A 14,932-nucleotide genomic window follows, 5' to 3' on the forward strand; every position below is an offset into this window, starting at 1 on the left:
TATCAGAACTTTTTTATATTATTACAATCTTTTGTATGATAGGGACATTTTGAACCAGCACAGGATCCGCAATCACATTTACCTTTGGCTTTATTTTTAATATTTCTATAAAGTATATACAAGGCTGTTCCTGCAATAATTATTGTTACTATAATCTCTAACAATTAAAACGCCTCCATTACTTAAATATCAGAGAAGCTATATTAAATACGGTAAAAGAAGATATCCATGCTAGTAAAAGTTGATATGTTACTGAGAATACTGCCATTTTGCTTCCGTATTCCTTTTTCATGGTTGCTATTGCAGATATACAAGGGGTATATAGCAATACAAAAACTAAGAATGCATAAGCGGAAATAGGAGAAAATTGACTTTGAAGAGAGGTGACTAAATTTCCCCCATATACAATACTCATAGTACTTAATACAATTTCTTTTGCAGTGATACCTGTAATAAGTGATACTGAACTTTGCCAGGTGCCAAATCCCATTGGTGAAAATATAGGACTTATTAGTTTACCGATAGAAGATAGAATACTCTTATCCATGGATACCATACCAGATAAATTGAAGTTAGTCAAAAACCAGATTAAAACCGACATGGAAAATATTATGGTACCTGCTTTTTTTAAGAATCCCTTAGCTTTTTCCCAAGTGTGAAATAACAAGCTTTTTAATTCAGGAATATTGTATTCAGGAAGTTCTATTATAAAAGGTTCTTCGTCTTTTTTAAATAAGGTATTTTTAAAAATAAGGCCAATTAAAAAGGCTATAAAGATTCCAAGAATGTACAAAGAAAGTACTACAGTAGTTTTATTTTTAGTGAAAAAAGCTGATGCAAATAGTGCATATATAGGTAATCTGGCATTACATGACATTAAAGGTATAAGTAATGCTGTTAATTTTCTATCTTTTTCACTTTCAAGTGTCCTAGAAGTCATAATTGCAGGCACGGAACAACCAAAACCTACTATAAGTGGTATAAAAGCTTTTCCAGACAACCCCATTTTTCTCATAAGTTTGTCCATTATAAAAGCCCCTCTTGCCATGTATCCACTGTCCTCCAGAAAAGATACTCCTAAAAATAAACAGAATATAACGGGGAAAAACACAACTACAGATCCTACACCAGATAGAATACCATCTACTAAAAGAGAACTAAACCAGTTACTTGTTCCTGTTAAGAGCATCTTTAAATCCGGTTTTAAGAAGCTTTCTAAAAAATTGTCAAAAATATCTGCAGTAGGTTGACCTACCCAGCTAAAAGTAAATTTGAAAATCAATATTAAGCATATTAAAAATATTGGATAAGCTAAAAATCTATTTAAAACTACTTTATCTATTTTTTCAGTAGTTGAAGTAATATTTTTTTTCGTTTCCTTAACACATTTGTTTAAAGTATTATTTATATAGGAATAGGCCGCTTTTTCATTTTCAAAGATAAATTTGCTATTATCTGTTTCCTTTAAAAAGTTACCACTTTTAAGAATTTCAAGAAGGTTGTCTATACCTTTTCCTTTAGCTGCTACAATTGGAACCACTGTTACTCCTAGTTCTTTAGAAAGTGCTGAAAAATTTATTTTTAATCCTTTAGATTCTGCTGCATCCATCATATTCAAAACTAATATAATAGGTTTATTAAATTGTTTCAATTGAGTTGTAAGATATAGATTCCTATTTAGATTTGATGAATCTACAATATTTATTATTACGCTTGGATTTCCTGTAAGTAAAAATTCTTTGGATACTTTTTCTTCATTAGAATATGTATCCATGGCATATATTCCGGGCAAATCTACAATTTTTATAAAATTATCTACGTAACCTTCCTTTTTTTCAACGGTTACTCCAGCCCAGTTTCCAACATATTGATTTGAACCAGTTAGATGATTAAATAAAGAAGTTTTACCTACGTTTGGGTTGCCAAGTAAAGCTGCTACGATCATATTACTCCTCCCGTCTATAACTTCATTATTAATAATTTTATGCAGGGACATTTACTGATATATTTTGTGCATCCTTTTTACGTATAGCTAAATTGAAACCCCTTAAGTTTATAATTATAGGATCCCCTAAAGGAGCACAATTTTTTAATAATACTTCAGTCCCTTCTATGCATCCAAGAGCAAGAAGTCTTTTAACTAATTTTTCATTACCACTTATACTTTTTATCATTCCAATTTCACCTAGTTTTAAATCGCAAATACTCATATAAAGCCACCTCCCAATTTGTTAAATATAATGAAAATCATTATCATTTCTGATATTATAATATCATATTAAAAATATGCTGTCAACCGATTATTTTTTTCGAATATTGATATTATAAGTATGTATGTTAAAATAATAAGATATATTTATTTTTTTTAAAATAATAGTTAAGGAGAATAAAGAGTATGAGTATAGCAGCTTTTTTTGATATTGATGGCACTTTATATAGAGAGGGTCTTATAACAGAGGTATTCAAAAAACTGGTAAAGTATGAAGTAATACCTGGAGAAAGATGGTATAAGGAAGTTAAACCAGAATATGAAAAGTGGGATAAAAGAGAGGGGAATTATGATAATTATCTTTTAAAGATTGCTGGTATATATATTGAAGCTATAAAAGGTCTCCACAGATCTCAAATAGAATTTATAGCCAAAAATGTAGTTTCACAAAAAGGTCATAGGGTGTATTCTTATACTAGGGATATGATAAAATGGCATAAGGAGCAGGGACACAAGGTTATAACTGTATCCGGAAGTCCAGTGGAGCTTGTAAGGGAAATGGCTGTTAGATACGGATTTGACGATTATGTAGGAGCTGTGTATATTATAGATAGTAGGGATATTTATACGGGAGAAGTTGTTCCTATGTGGGATAGCGTTAGCAAGAAAAAAGCCATAGAATTATTAGTTGAAAAATATGGTATAGATTTAGCAAAAAGCTATGCATATGGGGATACTTCAGGAGACTTTGCAATGCTCAATATGGTTGGAAATCCTGTCTGTGTAAATCCAACCCGGGAACTTTTGAAAAAAATAAAAGATAATAGTGTTTTAAGCAAAAAGGCAAAAGTAATAGTAGAAAGAAAAGATATGATATACAAACTAGAACCAAAGTGCATAAATGATATATAAATTGTCTATGTTTTAAAATGAATTGGAGAAGAGTGATAAAGTGATAGAAAGACTTAATGATGTTGGTGTTGAAATGCCTATGACAGAAAGTTCACTAAAAGTAGAGAATAATAACTGTGTTTTTAAAGATTCCGTATTTTTTGATTTAGAGCATTATATATATAAGAAACCAATATGTATAGGAGTATTTGGATGCTGCTTTTATGATTACAAAAATCAAATCTTAAAAGTAACTCAGTATATGATAGAAAACAGCAAAGATGTAAGAGATATACTTGATTTAGCAAGAAGTTACTTTGAAACTATGATTGAAATGGGAAAAAAATATATAGTGACTTTTTCAGGCAACAATGATTTTACAGTAATAAACTATCTTTTTGAGAAATATGGTATAGAATTTAATATAAAAGATTATTTTATAAGTATAGATTTGCAAAAAGAATATGAAAAAGAAATGCATAAATCCATAGGGCTAAAAGCGTTGGAAAAAGAATTTGGAATAAATAGGGAAAACGAAGTAATAAGTGGTTCAAATTTGGCTAAAACCTTTAGTAAAATAGCAAAGGACAATGAATATATAAAGAGAATGCCTGAAATGAAAAAACAAAAAATATTATTGTATAACGAGCAGGATGTGGTAAGCTTATTTGATATATATACAAAATGGAATGATGTTTTTGTAGGCTCTGCCCAAAATATATAGAATGATTTATGTAAATATAAGATAAAATGAATTGAGGTGGCTCATTTGATGTTTACACCTATAAAGAGTACAAAGGTATATGAACATGTAATAGTACAAATTGAAAATATGATTATGGATGGTACTTTAAAAAGGGGAGACAAACTTCCTTCTGAAAGAGAGTTAGTTGATAAGTTTGAAGTAAGTAGGACTTCTATAAGAGAGGCTTTAAGGGCACTTCAAGTTATAGGACTCATAGACAGCAGGCAGGGGGAAGGAAATTTTATAAAACAAAGCTTTGAGGATAGTTTGTTTGAACCATTGTCCATAATATTTATGCTCCAAGGTGGGAAACCTGAAGAAATAATGGAAGTTAGAAAAGTTATAGAAGTTAGGACAGCAGCTATAGCTGCAGAAAAAATAAATGATGAGCAGCTAAATAATCTGGAGAGATTAGCAAATGCTTTCAAAACTTCTAAAGATGAGAAAAATAATGTAGAACTTGATAAACAATTTCACTATCAAATTGCCCAAGTTACTGAAAATTTTTTGATAAAAAATATTTTAAATTCAATGTCTTTTTTAATGGATTCCTTTTTAAAAGAGGCTAGAAGTAAGATATTGGTAGATGAAGGAAATCTATCAGTACTTGCAGCACAGCATATTAAAATATGTGAAGCTATTAAAAATCATGATGCTAAAATGGCTTCAGAAGAAATGAAAAAACATTTAGATTTTACGGATAAGTATATTAGAAATAATATGTAGTCATCTGGTAAATGTAAAAAAAGCCTTTTGCTTAAATAAAATAGTTAACTTATTAACGTTAATAAGTTAACGGCTAGTACACTATAATATGAAAATTAGGGTATAGATAAAAATTTTTATCTATACCCTAATTTCATTGAAAACGTTATGACTACAACATAATTTAATAAATTCAATGTATTATAAGTAATGTTAACAATATAACAATTGTAGAAAAATTGAAATGATTATGTTAATATAATGTCAAAAGTGGTATTACCATAATACCAATAAGTTTTTTCAAGGGGGATTAAAATGAACAATTATTTACTTTTTCTTATTGCACTTATACCAATTGTTTGGCTAATGGTATCACTTGGGGCTCTAAAGATTCCAGGACAAAAGACATGCCCTTTCACATTAGTCATTACCATGATTTTAGCTATAATTATATGGAAAATGCCAGTTTTTAATGCAATTACGGCGGCACTTGAAGGTATAGCTCTTGCAGTATGGCCTATTATGATTGTCATTATAGCTGCTGTTTTCACCTATAATATTACAGTTTACACTAAAAGTATGGATGTAATAAAAAAGATGATGACAGGTATTACTACAGATAAAAGAATATTAGTTCTCATTTTAGCTTGGGCTTTTGGAGGATTTATGGAGGCTATAGCAGGATTTGGAACTGCGGTTGCCATACCTGCAAGTATACTGGCAGGACTTGGATTTGATCCTGTATTTGCAGCTATCATATGTCTTATTGCAAATACAACACCTACTGCTTTTGGAGCAATAGGAATCCCAGTAACAACTCTTGCAAAAGTTGCAAATATTAGTGTAACTCAGCTAAGTTATGCAGTAGGACTACAGCTTGTAATTTTAATTGTGATTGTTCCAGTTGTGCTTGTAATGCTTACAGGAAAAAGTGTGAAGGCTATAAAGGGATTTTGGGGAATTTCCCTTGCATCAGGAATTTCTTTCGCAGTTCCGCAGCTTCTAGCTGCAAAATATCTTGGAGCTGAACTTCCAGCTATACTTGGATCTGTTTGCTGTATGATAGTTACAATTGCCGTAGCCAAAATATTTTATAAAGATACTGCTGATAAGCAAGCTGAAAAGGTTCCCGCAAAAGAAGGAATACTTGCATGGATGCCTTTTATACTGGTATTTTTATTTGTAATATTAAGCAGTGCCCTGTTCCCACCAATAAATAAGGCATTGTCTTCCGTAAAAACTTCAGTACTTATTTATTCGGGAAAAGGAGGATCACCTTATACATTTAATTGGTTGTCCAATCCAGGAACTTTAATTATAATAGCTACATTTATTGGTGGACTTATCCAAGGTGCTAAACTTAGGGAAATAATTGGAGTGCTTGGAAGTACCTTTAAGCAAATGTATAAGTCAGCTATTACTATAATTGCCATAGTAGCTCTTGCAAAGATAATGGGTTACAGTGGGATGATAAAGTCTATATCACTTGTTCTAGTAGCAGCCACTGGAAAATTTTATCCTCTTATTGCTCCTATAATTGGTGCACTTGGAACATTTGTAACAGGTAGTGATACTTCTGCAAATGTACTCTTTGGAGGACTTCAAGTTGAAGTTGCCAAATCTCTTGGATTAAATCCGTACTGGCTTGCAGCAGCGAATACTGGAGGAGCTACAGCAGGTAAAATGATATCACCTCAAAGTATAGCAGTTGCAACAGCAGCTACTGGACTTGCAGGTCAGGAAGGAAAAATACTAAATTCAACTTTAAAGTTTTGCATAGTTTATGTAATTATTTTAGGAATTATTGCTTACTTTGCAGGACCTATATTTGGATTTAATTAGAGCTTGATACTTACGAAAGGAGAATTTGATTATGTCTAAAGTATGTTTACCTTATAGTAAAAAGGCAATTGAAATTGAAATTGATGATAAAAATTTGGTTGGAGTTTTAAGATCAAGGGCAGAAGATTACAAACCTCAATTTGAAGAAGCTGAAATAGTTGAAAGGGCACTTGATAATCCGATTGCTTCACCTAAATTGGAGGATTTAGTAAAGGGTAAAAAGGATATGGTTATAATAACCAGCGACCATACAAGACCTGTACCAAGTAAAATAATAACACCAATACTTTTAAAAAGAATACGAAAGATAAATCCAGATATTGACATAAAAATTTTAATAGCAACGGGATTTCACAGGGCTACTACTAAAGAAGAACTTATAGCTAAATTTGGAAAAAGTATAGTTGAAAATGAAAATATAATAATACATGATTCTAGAGATGAAAAGAATCTTATTAAAATTGGAACGCTTCCATCAGGTGGAGATCTTATAATAAACAAAATTGCTGCTGAAACTGAGCTTTTAATAGCAGAAGGTTTTATAGAATCTCACTTCTTTGCAGGATTTTCAGGAGGAAGAAAGAGTATTTTGCCTGGAATAGCTTCTGCGAAAACCATAATGGTAAACCATTGTTCTGAATTCATAGCAAGCCCTTATGCAAGGACAGGTAAGCTTAACAATAACCCTATACACAGGGACATGTTATATGCTGCAAAAAAAGCAAAGCTTGCATTTATAATAAATGTAGTTATAGATGAAGATAAGAAGATAATAAATGCTTTTGCAGGAGACAGCAGGATTGCCCATGAAGAGGGGTGTAAATTTGTAGAGGATTTATCTAAAGTTGACAAAGTCCAAGCTGATATTGCCATTTCGACAAATGGAGGATATCCACTGGATCAAAATATATATCAGTCAGTTAAAGGCATGACTGCAGCTGAAGCTACTTGCAGAGAAGGAGGCGTAATAATAATGGTAGCTGCCTGCAATGACGGCCATGGCGGGGAAGGATTCTATAATAATTTGGCAAATGTAAATTCTCCAAAGGAGTTTTTAGAGAAAGTTTCTAAAGTGCCTAGAGGAGAAACAGTACCTGACCAATGGGAATCTCAAATACTTGCCAGAATACTAAGTACACATACTGTAATAATGGTAACAGATATGTGTGATCCTGAAATTATAAAAAATATTCATATGCAGCATGCTTCAACTATTTCTGAAGCTTTAACCAGAGCATATGACATTATGGGAAAAGATGCTAAGGTAGCAGTTATTCCTGATGGAGTTTCAGTTATCGTAAGTTAATTTATAAATTCATATAAAAATTTTGGAGGTAACTTAAATGGATATATTAGTATGTATAAAACAGGTACCAGGAACTTCTAAAGTTGAAGTTGATCCTATAACTGGTGTTTTAAAAAGAGAAGGAATAGATTCCAAAATGAATCCTTATGATCTGTATGCACTTGAAACTGCACTTAGGATCAAAGAAGAAAAAGGAGGAACAGTAAAAGTTATAAGTATGGGACCTCCCCAAGCTGCTGAAGTTATAAAAGAAGCTTATATGATGGGTGCAGATGAAGGTGTGCTTCTTTCAGATAGAAAATTTGCAGGAGCGGATGTACTTGCAACGTCCTATACTATTGCTCAGGGAATAAAGAAAATGGGACATATAGATTTAATATTATGTGGAAAGCAGACTACAGATGGAGATACTGCACAAGTTGGACCTGAAATGGCTGAATACTTGCAAATACCACATATAGCTAATGCACTTAGCATAGAAAAGGTTGAAGAAAAATCAATGGTAGTGAAAATGGATATGCCAAATACAGTTGAAGTAGCTGAAATAAAATATCCCTGTCTTTTAACAGTGGAAAAAGATATATTTCAGCCTAGACTTCCATCATATAAAAAGAAACTTGAAACCAAAGATAGAGAAGTAAAAGTATTTGGGTACAAGGATTTTGAAGATAAGGATGAAAATAAATATGGACTAAATGGTTCTGCAACCCAGGTAGAAAGGATATTCCCACCAGAAGTGAATAATGATAAAGAAATGTGGAAGGGAAATGGAATTGAACTTGCAGACAGACTTTCAAAAAAACTTAAAGAACTTAAATTTATAGATTAAAGTCTAGGAGGAATTGATATGGGTAAATTAGTAATAAATGAAAATAAGCTTACTCCTTCAATTATAGAAGAATTGATTGGAATATGTCCATTTGGAGCAATGGAAAATAAAGATGGTAAATTGGAAATAAGTGCTGCTTGTAAAATGTGCAAGATGTGTGTGAAAAAAGGACCTTGTGGGGTAGTTGAATTTATAGAAGATGAAATTAAGCAAATAGATAAAAGTTTGTGGAAGGGAATAGCTGTATATGTAGACCATGTAGAAGGAAATATACATCCTGTAACCTATGAACTTATTGGAAAAGCAAGAGAACTTGCGGCTAAAATAAAACATCCTGTTTATGCAGTTTTTGTTGGATGCAATATAAAAGACAAAGCAGAAGAATTGCTGCATTATGGTGTAGATGAAGTATTTGTATATGATTATAATGAGCTTAAAGATTTTAGAATAGAGCCTTATACTGCAGCTCTTGAAGATTTTATAAACAAAGTAAAACCTTCTACATTTTTGGTTGGCGCAACTACAGTTGGAAGGTCACTGGCACCTAGAATAGCAGCTAGATTTAGAACTGGGCTTACAGCTGACTGTACTGTACTTGACATGAAGGAAAATACAGATCTGGTTCAAATAAGACCTGCATTTGGAGGAAATATAATGGCTCAAATATTGAATCCAAATAACAGGCCACAACTTGCCACTGTTAGATACAAGGTTATGAATGCACCAGATAGATCAGAGAAAATATCAGGTAAAATAACTGTAGAATCTATGGATAAAAATAAACTTAAATCAAATATAGAAGTATTAAAAATAATCAAGAAGAAAATTGAAGAGGAAATATCTGAAGCTGATGTAATAGTTGCAGCAGGAAGAGGAGTTAAATCCGAGAAGGATATGGAACTTATAAAAGAACTTGCTAGTTTAGTCGGAGGACAAGTTGCTTGTACAAGACCTCTTATAGAAGCAGGGTGGTTAGATGCAAAGAGACAGATTGGTCTTAGTGGAAGAACAGTTAAACCAAAACTTATAATAACTTGTGGTATATCCGGTGCTATACAGTTTGTAGCAGGAATGAACAATTCAGATTTGATTGTTGCAATAAACAAAGATCCAAAAGCTCCTATATTTAATGTAGCAAACATAGGCATTGTAGGAGACATATATGAAATTATACCTAAACTTATAGAAAATATAAAGTCTGGTAAAAATTTGTGTGAAGCAATTTAAGACATATTTTAGTTTGGAGGAAATGATATGGAAAAGTGTATTGAAAAGTATAAAAAATTGGACAATACTGATATAGATTTTTTAATAGATTTACTTGGAAAAGATAGAGTTTTTGTGGGAGAAGATATAAACGCAGATTACAGCCATGATGAACTAGGCGGCGTAAGTAAATATCCTGATGCAATGGTGGAAGTGCTGAGTGCACAAGAAGTATCAAAGATAATGGCCTATGCATATAAAAACAACATTCCAGTAGTGGCAAGAGGGTCAGGCACCGGTCTTGTTGGTTCATCTGTTCCAATAGAAGGCGGAATAATGATAAATTTAACAAAGATGAACAATATACTTGAATTGGATGAAGATAATCTTACATTGACATTAGAACCAGGAGTTCTTCTAATGGATATAGGTAAATTTGTAGAAAGTCATGATTTGTTTTACCCACCAGATCCTGGTGAGAAATCTGCAACAATCGGTGGAAATGTAAGTACTAATGCAGGAGGAATGAGAGCTGTCAAATATGGAGTTACAAGGGATTATGTAAGAGGAGTTGAAGTAGTTCTTCCTAATGGTAAAATATTAGAATTTGGTGGAAAAATTGTAAAAAATAGCTCCGGTTATAGCATAAAGGATTTGATATGTGGTTCAGAAGGTACACTAGGAATAATTACAAAAATAATATTGAAACTAGTTCCACTTCCTAAAAAATCAATAAGCCTTCTTATACCATTCCCTGACTTAAATAGGGCTATAAGCACGGTACCTAAAATAATAAAGTCAAAATCTGTGCCTACTGCTATAGAATTTATGCAAAGAGAAGTAATACTTGCAGCAGAAGAGTTTTTAGGCAAGAAATTCCCAGATAACTCTTCGGATGCCTATTTACTACTTACATTTGATGGAAATAGCAAAGAGCAAATAGAAGCAGATTATGAAAAGGTAGCAGATATATGCTTAAAAGAAGGTGCGCTGGACGTATATATTACAGATACTGATGAAAGAAAGGAATCCGTTTGGTCTGCAAGAGGTGCTTTCCTTGAAGCCGTTAAGGCAACTACTACGGAAATGGATGAATGTGATGTTGTAGTACCTAGAAATAGGGTAGCGGAATTTGTTAAATACACAAATGAAGTTCAAGATAAATTTAATATTAGAATAAGAAGCTTTGGACACGCAGGTGATGGAAATTTACACGTTTATATTTTAAGAGATGACTTGTCAGAGGATGAGTGGCATAAAAGATTAAGCGGCGTATTTGACTGCTTGTACAAAAAATCTGAAGAACTGGAAGGTGCAGTTTCAGGAGAACATGGAATAGGATATGCTAAAAAGAAATATATAAGAAGACAATATGGAGAAGATTATATTGAACTTATGAGAAATATAAAACTTGCATTTGATCCTAAAAATATACTAAATCCAGATAAGGTATGTGAATAATTATAGTAGATCTCTAAAGAAAATTTGACACATGCAGTGGGATATACTGCCAATTTGAACACCGTTAAGACTTATGAAAAAGTTTTTAAATGTGTTTTCAATTTTGGCGGTATATTTTTGTATAAGTTTAAATTGCATTTAAAAGCTGCATACATGAGAGTTATTTTGCTAAATCAATAATAGATTTAAATACTTGTGCTAATTTTTCTGATTTGCCAACTGCCCAAAAATGTATGAAGAATAGTCGAGGAACTTCTGTAAGCATATGATTGTGAATAGCAGTTATATAAATATTATTTTTTCTTAAAATACTTGTAACTGGATTAACTTCATTTGCTAATAAAACAAAATCACCCGTTGTGGCAACGATCTGTCCTATTGATTGAAAATTAATGGCATGTGATATCCCCATGGCTGGAGATAACTGCTGACCATTTTCTGAAATTATTATAGTTCTTGGAACTGATAACTGCAGCACTGTATCTTTATGGGAACCTTTGTGTCCTAAAATATTTTCAATTGCCTTCCAATCAACTTGAGATGGAGGCTGTTGTTTTTTTATGTTAAAGGGAGTTGAGGTTAAAGAAAGTGCATTTCTTACACCTTGAGCAAGTTTAATTGGATCTCCTTCTCCTTTAATATGCAGGTACATAATTCGTGGTGATTCATACAGTAGATGGTTATGAAGCCCTGTTACTTCAATTCCATTTTCAATTAGGCTTGATATAACAGGACCTACTTCATTTTCCAATAAAACAAGATCTCCCATCATCATGCTGTGATTTTCTAATTGATTAAAGGCTACCCAGGAGGTCAGTGCTAGATCAGGTTCTATTATAATGCCATCTATTCTAACCTTCAAATCAAAACGTGGAAAAGTAAATTTAAAAACTCCTCCAGCAGTAGTACCTTCTTGAGAGAAAATTTTCTTTATGGTTTTTAAATCATATTGTTCTCTATGATTTCTAAAATTTAAGTCCTTATTTGATATTCCAATTGGAACTAATAATTCTTGTCCTTCAGATATTTGATGTGGCTCAAATATATTATTAGACATTGCAAGCATTCCAGCACAAATTCCGAAATGATGTGCTATAGCATATAGTGTATCACCATGTTTAACTTTATAAGTTATCATGAAGCTTCTCTCCTACTGATTAATAAATCTTCTTTATTACTCTATTCGTTACTTTATTAAATAGTTACCAAGAAACACTGAAAAACGAATAACTAAACATTTGAATATTAACTGATTTTTGTTTTTATATCTAAGGATACTTAATATAAAAAAGGCTAATCCTATAATAGTATAAGTATAACAAGAAAGGTATGAGTTTATGGATGGAATTGATTTAATGATTGAGGAACATAAAAACATAAAAAGAATGTTAGTGGTTATTAGAAAAGCATGTTTAGGTATTATGAATGGAAAAGAAATTGATTACGGGGATTTTGAAAAGATAATTGACTTTGTAAGAAATTATGCAGATAAAAATCATCATGAGAAGGAAGAAAAAATCTTATTCAATAGAATGATAGATGAGATTGGAGGAGCAGCTGAGAAATTAGTTAAGTTTGGAATGCTTGTTGAACATGACTTTGGAAGACTACATATTAAGGAGCTTGAGGAAGGAATTGCTAGGGTTAAGGCCGGTGACAATGAGGCCAAACTTGACGTAATTGCTAATGCTATATCTTATACACATTTATTGAGTAGGCATATAGATAGGGAAGATAATGTTGTTTATTCTTTTGCCAAGAGAGGACTTTGCGAAGAAACATTAAATAAAGTCAATATAGAATGTGATAAATTCGAAGAAAAAATGTATAGAGATGGTGTTCAGAATAAGTATATTCAGATATTAAAATTGCTTGAACAAAAGTACAAGTAAGATCTAATTACTTGTAAAAATTAACTGTAGTTTTATCAACCATGTGCAAAAGACAAAAAATGGTTATTGAGGAGTTTTATGTTGAAGTACATGAATACATCTCACCTTTATTTACGATACTGAGAAAAATCTGTCCTAAGAATTTTATTTAATGTGAAATTTCTTTAAATACTCTCGTTGTCCACCCTTTTTAACCAATGCCCAGTCTGGTTCAAGAGAGGTCCGCATTTTTTTAAGCAAAGTTAGTAAGACTTTTTGATCTTCCCTGGATATATCTTGCAGTGATACTTTGCTTGAATATTTTTCTTCTTCATGCAAAATTTCATATACTTCCTGCCCTTTTTTGGTAGGGAATAGAAGCGAAATTTTTCTGTTATTTGGATCATTTTTCTTACTAATAAAACCAGATCGTTCTAGTTTTTGAATAGCTCTTGAGGCTGTTGCACGGTCTACTTTTAGTATTTCTGATACTCGTTCCTGTATAATTCCAGGATTTTTACAAATTCTGACTAAATATGCATAAAAGGCAAGTAAGTTGATTAAACACCTCACTATTCATAAATTGAATTTTGGGGTGTTTTTAATTATATTTTTACATTTATATAAAAATAAGCAGGTAGTTTCAAATTTAATTTGCAGTGCAAATTATGAATTGAAGAACACACACATCTTTAATTGACATAAATCTTAATAAGCTATAACATATGTATTGGATTTCTATCAAATATACTTTGTATAATATTTCCTTTCCTCAATAAACTGCCCATGTGAAGACAGTGGCAAAGCAATATAAAAAATAAAAAAGAGGAGTAATATTATGGATGGAACAATACGAAAAAATATAAAAGTAGGAACAAAAGTCTTAGTTGTACAAAAGCAAGATCAGCGTTCTGGAAAATTAACTGAGGGTGTAGTGCAAAGGATACTTACAAACTCAGAGGTTCATCCTCGAGGCATCAAAGTTATGCTTGAAGGTGGTATTGTAGGAAGGGTTAAAGAAATTAAATATGAGATTAGATAAATTTTTAGCAGAATCATCCGTTGGAAGAAGGAAAAAGGTTAGGACTTATATCAAAGAAGGTATGGTTAAGGTAAATGGAGACGTGATAACAGAACCGGCAATAGAAATTAACGAAAGTTCTGATATTATTGAATATCTTGGTAAAGTAGTTACTTATACTGGAAAAGTATATTATATGTTTAATAAACCTGCTGGCTATATTACTGCAAGGAAAGATAAAGCTCATAAAACAGTATTTGATTTTTTTAACGATGTTAACATGAATGGAGTATTTCATGTTGGAAGATTAGACAAAGATACAGAAGGATTATTGCTTTTTACCAACGATGGTGAATTTGAACATCAATTAATGTATCCCCAAAAGCATGTTGAAAAAACTTATTTTTTTTGGGCTTTGGGTTCTTTAGATGAGGAAGATAGGAAGCAATTAGAGCAAGGAATTTACATAGGAAAAGGTAAAATACTAACGAAGCCTGCAAAAATAGAAGTCCAAAAATGTGGAATGTATAAAGAGTTTAAACATGAAATGCCTGTCCCAAATTTACACAATATAGATTCAAAACATTATAATCAGTCCGTTGTTTCTGGATATCTTACTATTTCAGAGGGGCGTAAGCACCAAGTGAAGCGTATGTTAAAGGCAGTAGGCTGTTATGTAGTGTATTTAAAAAGAGTTTCCATTGGAGGGTTAATGTTAGATGAATCATTGGAAAAGGGTCAGTATCGATTCTTGACAGAAGTGGAAATTCAAAAGTTATAGGGAGAATATCACACTAATTTTTTGTAGGTAAAGTATAAAATAGGTTATAATAAATAAAAGATGCT

At 31.9% G+C, this 14,932-nt stretch carries 16 protein-coding genes; 11 read left to right on the forward strand and 5 right to left on the reverse strand.

Translation table 11 applies throughout. From position 1 onward, the window contains the following. Positions 1-2 precede the first annotated feature (2 nt). The 3 genes from WY13_RS20265 to WY13_RS01165 are packed head-to-tail and all read right to left on the reverse strand — an operon-like array spanning position 3 to position 2,210. Positions 3-164, reverse strand: a complete 162-nt coding sequence (locus WY13_RS20265; RefSeq protein WP_082848338.1) for a FeoB-associated Cys-rich membrane protein — start codon at positions 162-164, stop codon at positions 3-5. Between the two features lie 14 nt (positions 165-178). Then, on the reverse strand, positions 179-1,945 hold the full coding sequence (gene feoB, locus WY13_RS01160) for a ferrous iron transport protein B (RefSeq protein ID WP_063553887.1): 1,767 nt from the start codon (positions 1,943-1,945) through the stop codon (positions 179-181). Between the two features lie 37 nt (positions 1,946-1,982). Then, the gene (locus WY13_RS01165; RefSeq protein ID WP_063553888.1) at positions 1,983-2,210 is read right to left on the reverse strand and encodes a FeoA family protein; all 228 of its coding nucleotides are present in this window, start codon (positions 2,208-2,210) and stop codon (positions 1,983-1,985) included. A 185-nt stretch (positions 2,211-2,395) separates the two neighbouring features. On the opposite strand from WY13_RS01165, the gene WY13_RS01170 reads away from it, so the two are divergent. The 8 genes from WY13_RS01170 (at position 2,396) to WY13_RS01205 (ending at position 11,194) form a co-directional block, all read left to right on the forward strand. After that, positions 2,396-3,121, forward strand: coding sequence for an HAD-IB family hydrolase (locus tag WY13_RS01170; RefSeq protein WP_063553889.1), 726 nt, complete (start codon positions 2,396-2,398; stop codon positions 3,119-3,121). A gap of 73 nt (positions 3,122-3,194) precedes the next feature. Continuing rightward, positions 3,195-3,824 (forward strand): ribonuclease H-like domain-containing protein, encoded by a 630-nt coding sequence (locus tag WY13_RS01175; protein ID WP_192844967.1) that lies wholly within the window; start codon positions 3,195-3,197, stop codon positions 3,822-3,824. 48 nt (positions 3,825-3,872) lie between these two features. After that, positions 3,873-4,571 (forward strand): FadR/GntR family transcriptional regulator, encoded by a 699-nt coding sequence (locus WY13_RS01180; protein ID WP_063553891.1) that lies wholly within the window; start codon positions 3,873-3,875, stop codon positions 4,569-4,571. Positions 4,572-4,865: 294 nt separating this feature from the next. Next, positions 4,866-6,392: an L-lactate permease gene (locus WY13_RS01185; RefSeq protein ID WP_063553892.1), complete on the forward strand. Its 1,527-nt coding sequence runs from the start codon at positions 4,866-4,868 to the stop codon at positions 6,390-6,392. A 31-nt stretch (positions 6,393-6,423) separates the two neighbouring features. Next, positions 6,424-7,698, forward strand: coding sequence for a nickel-dependent lactate racemase (gene larA / locus WY13_RS01190; protein ID WP_063553893.1), 1,275 nt, complete (start codon positions 6,424-6,426; stop codon positions 7,696-7,698). A gap of 37 nt (positions 7,699-7,735) precedes the next feature. Next, positions 7,736-8,527, forward strand: a complete 792-nt coding sequence (locus WY13_RS01195) for an electron transfer flavoprotein subunit beta/FixA family protein (protein WP_063553894.1) — start codon at positions 7,736-7,738, stop codon at positions 8,525-8,527. A gap of 18 nt (positions 8,528-8,545) precedes the next feature. Continuing rightward, positions 8,546-9,754, forward strand: a complete 1,209-nt coding sequence (locus WY13_RS01200; protein ID WP_063553895.1) for an electron transfer flavoprotein subunit alpha/FixB family protein — start codon at positions 8,546-8,548, stop codon at positions 9,752-9,754. A gap of 27 nt (positions 9,755-9,781) precedes the next feature. Further along, on the forward strand, positions 9,782-11,194 hold the full coding sequence (locus WY13_RS01205) for an FAD-binding oxidoreductase (RefSeq protein WP_063553896.1): 1,413 nt from the start codon (positions 9,782-9,784) through the stop codon (positions 11,192-11,194). A 160-nt stretch (positions 11,195-11,354) separates the two neighbouring features. Here the strand turns inward: WY13_RS01205 and WY13_RS01210 are convergent, their stop codons facing one another. Beyond that, positions 11,355-12,332: a DUF1259 domain-containing protein gene (locus WY13_RS01210; protein ID WP_063553897.1), complete on the reverse strand. Its 978-nt coding sequence runs from the start codon at positions 12,330-12,332 to the stop codon at positions 11,355-11,357. A 199-nt stretch (positions 12,333-12,531) separates the two neighbouring features. Between WY13_RS01210 and WY13_RS01215 the strand changes: the two genes are divergently transcribed. Next, positions 12,532-13,086 carry a hemerythrin domain-containing protein gene (locus WY13_RS01215; protein ID WP_063553898.1) on the forward strand — a complete coding sequence of 185 codons (555 nt, stop codon included), beginning with the start codon at positions 12,532-12,534 and terminating at the stop codon, positions 13,084-13,086. Between the two features lie 144 nt (positions 13,087-13,230). Here the strand turns inward: WY13_RS01215 and WY13_RS01220 are convergent, their stop codons facing one another. Beyond that, positions 13,231-13,638 (reverse strand): MarR family winged helix-turn-helix transcriptional regulator, encoded by a 408-nt coding sequence (locus tag WY13_RS01220; protein ID WP_242866297.1) that lies wholly within the window; start codon positions 13,636-13,638, stop codon positions 13,231-13,233. Between the two features lie 265 nt (positions 13,639-13,903). Here WY13_RS01220 and WY13_RS01225 point away from each other — a divergent pair, with 265 nt between their 5' ends. Further along, entirely contained in the window at positions 13,904-14,107 is a 204-nt protein-coding gene (locus WY13_RS01225; RefSeq protein ID WP_063553899.1) for a YwbE family protein, read from the forward strand. Then, complete coding sequence (locus tag WY13_RS01230) at positions 14,094-14,867, forward strand: pseudouridine synthase (RefSeq protein ID WP_063553900.1); 774 nt, start codon at positions 14,094-14,096, stop codon at positions 14,865-14,867. The genes WY13_RS01225 and WY13_RS01230 overlap by 14 nt, the downstream gene beginning before the upstream one ends. Positions 14,868-14,932: the final 65 nt, after the last annotated feature.

Source organism: Clostridium ljungdahlii, from assembly GCF_001636845.1.
Classification (GTDB): Bacteria; Bacillota; Clostridia; order Clostridiales; family Clostridiaceae; genus Clostridium_B; species Clostridium_B ljungdahlii_A.

What these genes read in the sequence shown, in the direction of transcription:
- feoB (WP_063553887.1), bottom strand. Translation starts at nt 1,945, where the DNA reads ATGATCGTAGCAGCTTTACTTGGCAACCCAAACGTAGGTAAAACTTCT.
- WY13_RS01165 (WP_063553888.1), bottom strand. Translation starts at nt 2,210, where the DNA reads ATGAGTATTTGCGATTTAAAACTAGGTGAAATTGGAATGATAAAAAGT.
- WY13_RS01170 (WP_063553889.1), top strand. Translation starts at nt 2,396, where the DNA reads ATGAGTATAGCAGCTTTTTTTGATATTGATGGCACTTTATATAGAGAG.
- WY13_RS01175 (WP_192844967.1), top strand. Translation starts at nt 3,195, where the DNA reads ATGCCTATGACAGAAAGTTCACTAAAAGTAGAGAATAATAACTGTGTT.
- WY13_RS01180 (WP_063553891.1), top strand. Translation starts at nt 3,873, where the DNA reads ATGTTTACACCTATAAAGAGTACAAAGGTATATGAACATGTAATAGTA.
- WY13_RS01185 (WP_063553892.1), top strand. Translation starts at nt 4,866, where the DNA reads ATGAACAATTATTTACTTTTTCTTATTGCACTTATACCAATTGTTTGG.
- larA (WP_063553893.1), top strand. Translation starts at nt 6,424, where the DNA reads ATGTCTAAAGTATGTTTACCTTATAGTAAAAAGGCAATTGAAATTGAA.
- WY13_RS01195 (WP_063553894.1), top strand. Translation starts at nt 7,736, where the DNA reads ATGGATATATTAGTATGTATAAAACAGGTACCAGGAACTTCTAAAGTT.
- WY13_RS01200 (WP_063553895.1), top strand. Translation starts at nt 8,546, where the DNA reads ATGGGTAAATTAGTAATAAATGAAAATAAGCTTACTCCTTCAATTATA.
- WY13_RS01205 (WP_063553896.1), top strand. Translation starts at nt 9,782, where the DNA reads ATGGAAAAGTGTATTGAAAAGTATAAAAAATTGGACAATACTGATATA.
- WY13_RS01210 (WP_063553897.1), bottom strand. Translation starts at nt 12,332, where the DNA reads ATGATAACTTATAAAGTTAAACATGGTGATACACTATATGCTATAGCA.
- WY13_RS01215 (WP_063553898.1), top strand. Translation starts at nt 12,532, where the DNA reads ATGGATGGAATTGATTTAATGATTGAGGAACATAAAAACATAAAAAGA.
- WY13_RS01225 (WP_063553899.1), top strand. Translation starts at nt 13,904, where the DNA reads ATGGATGGAACAATACGAAAAAATATAAAAGTAGGAACAAAAGTCTTA.
- WY13_RS01230 (WP_063553900.1), top strand. Translation starts at nt 14,094, where the DNA reads ATGAGATTAGATAAATTTTTAGCAGAATCATCCGTTGGAAGAAGGAAA.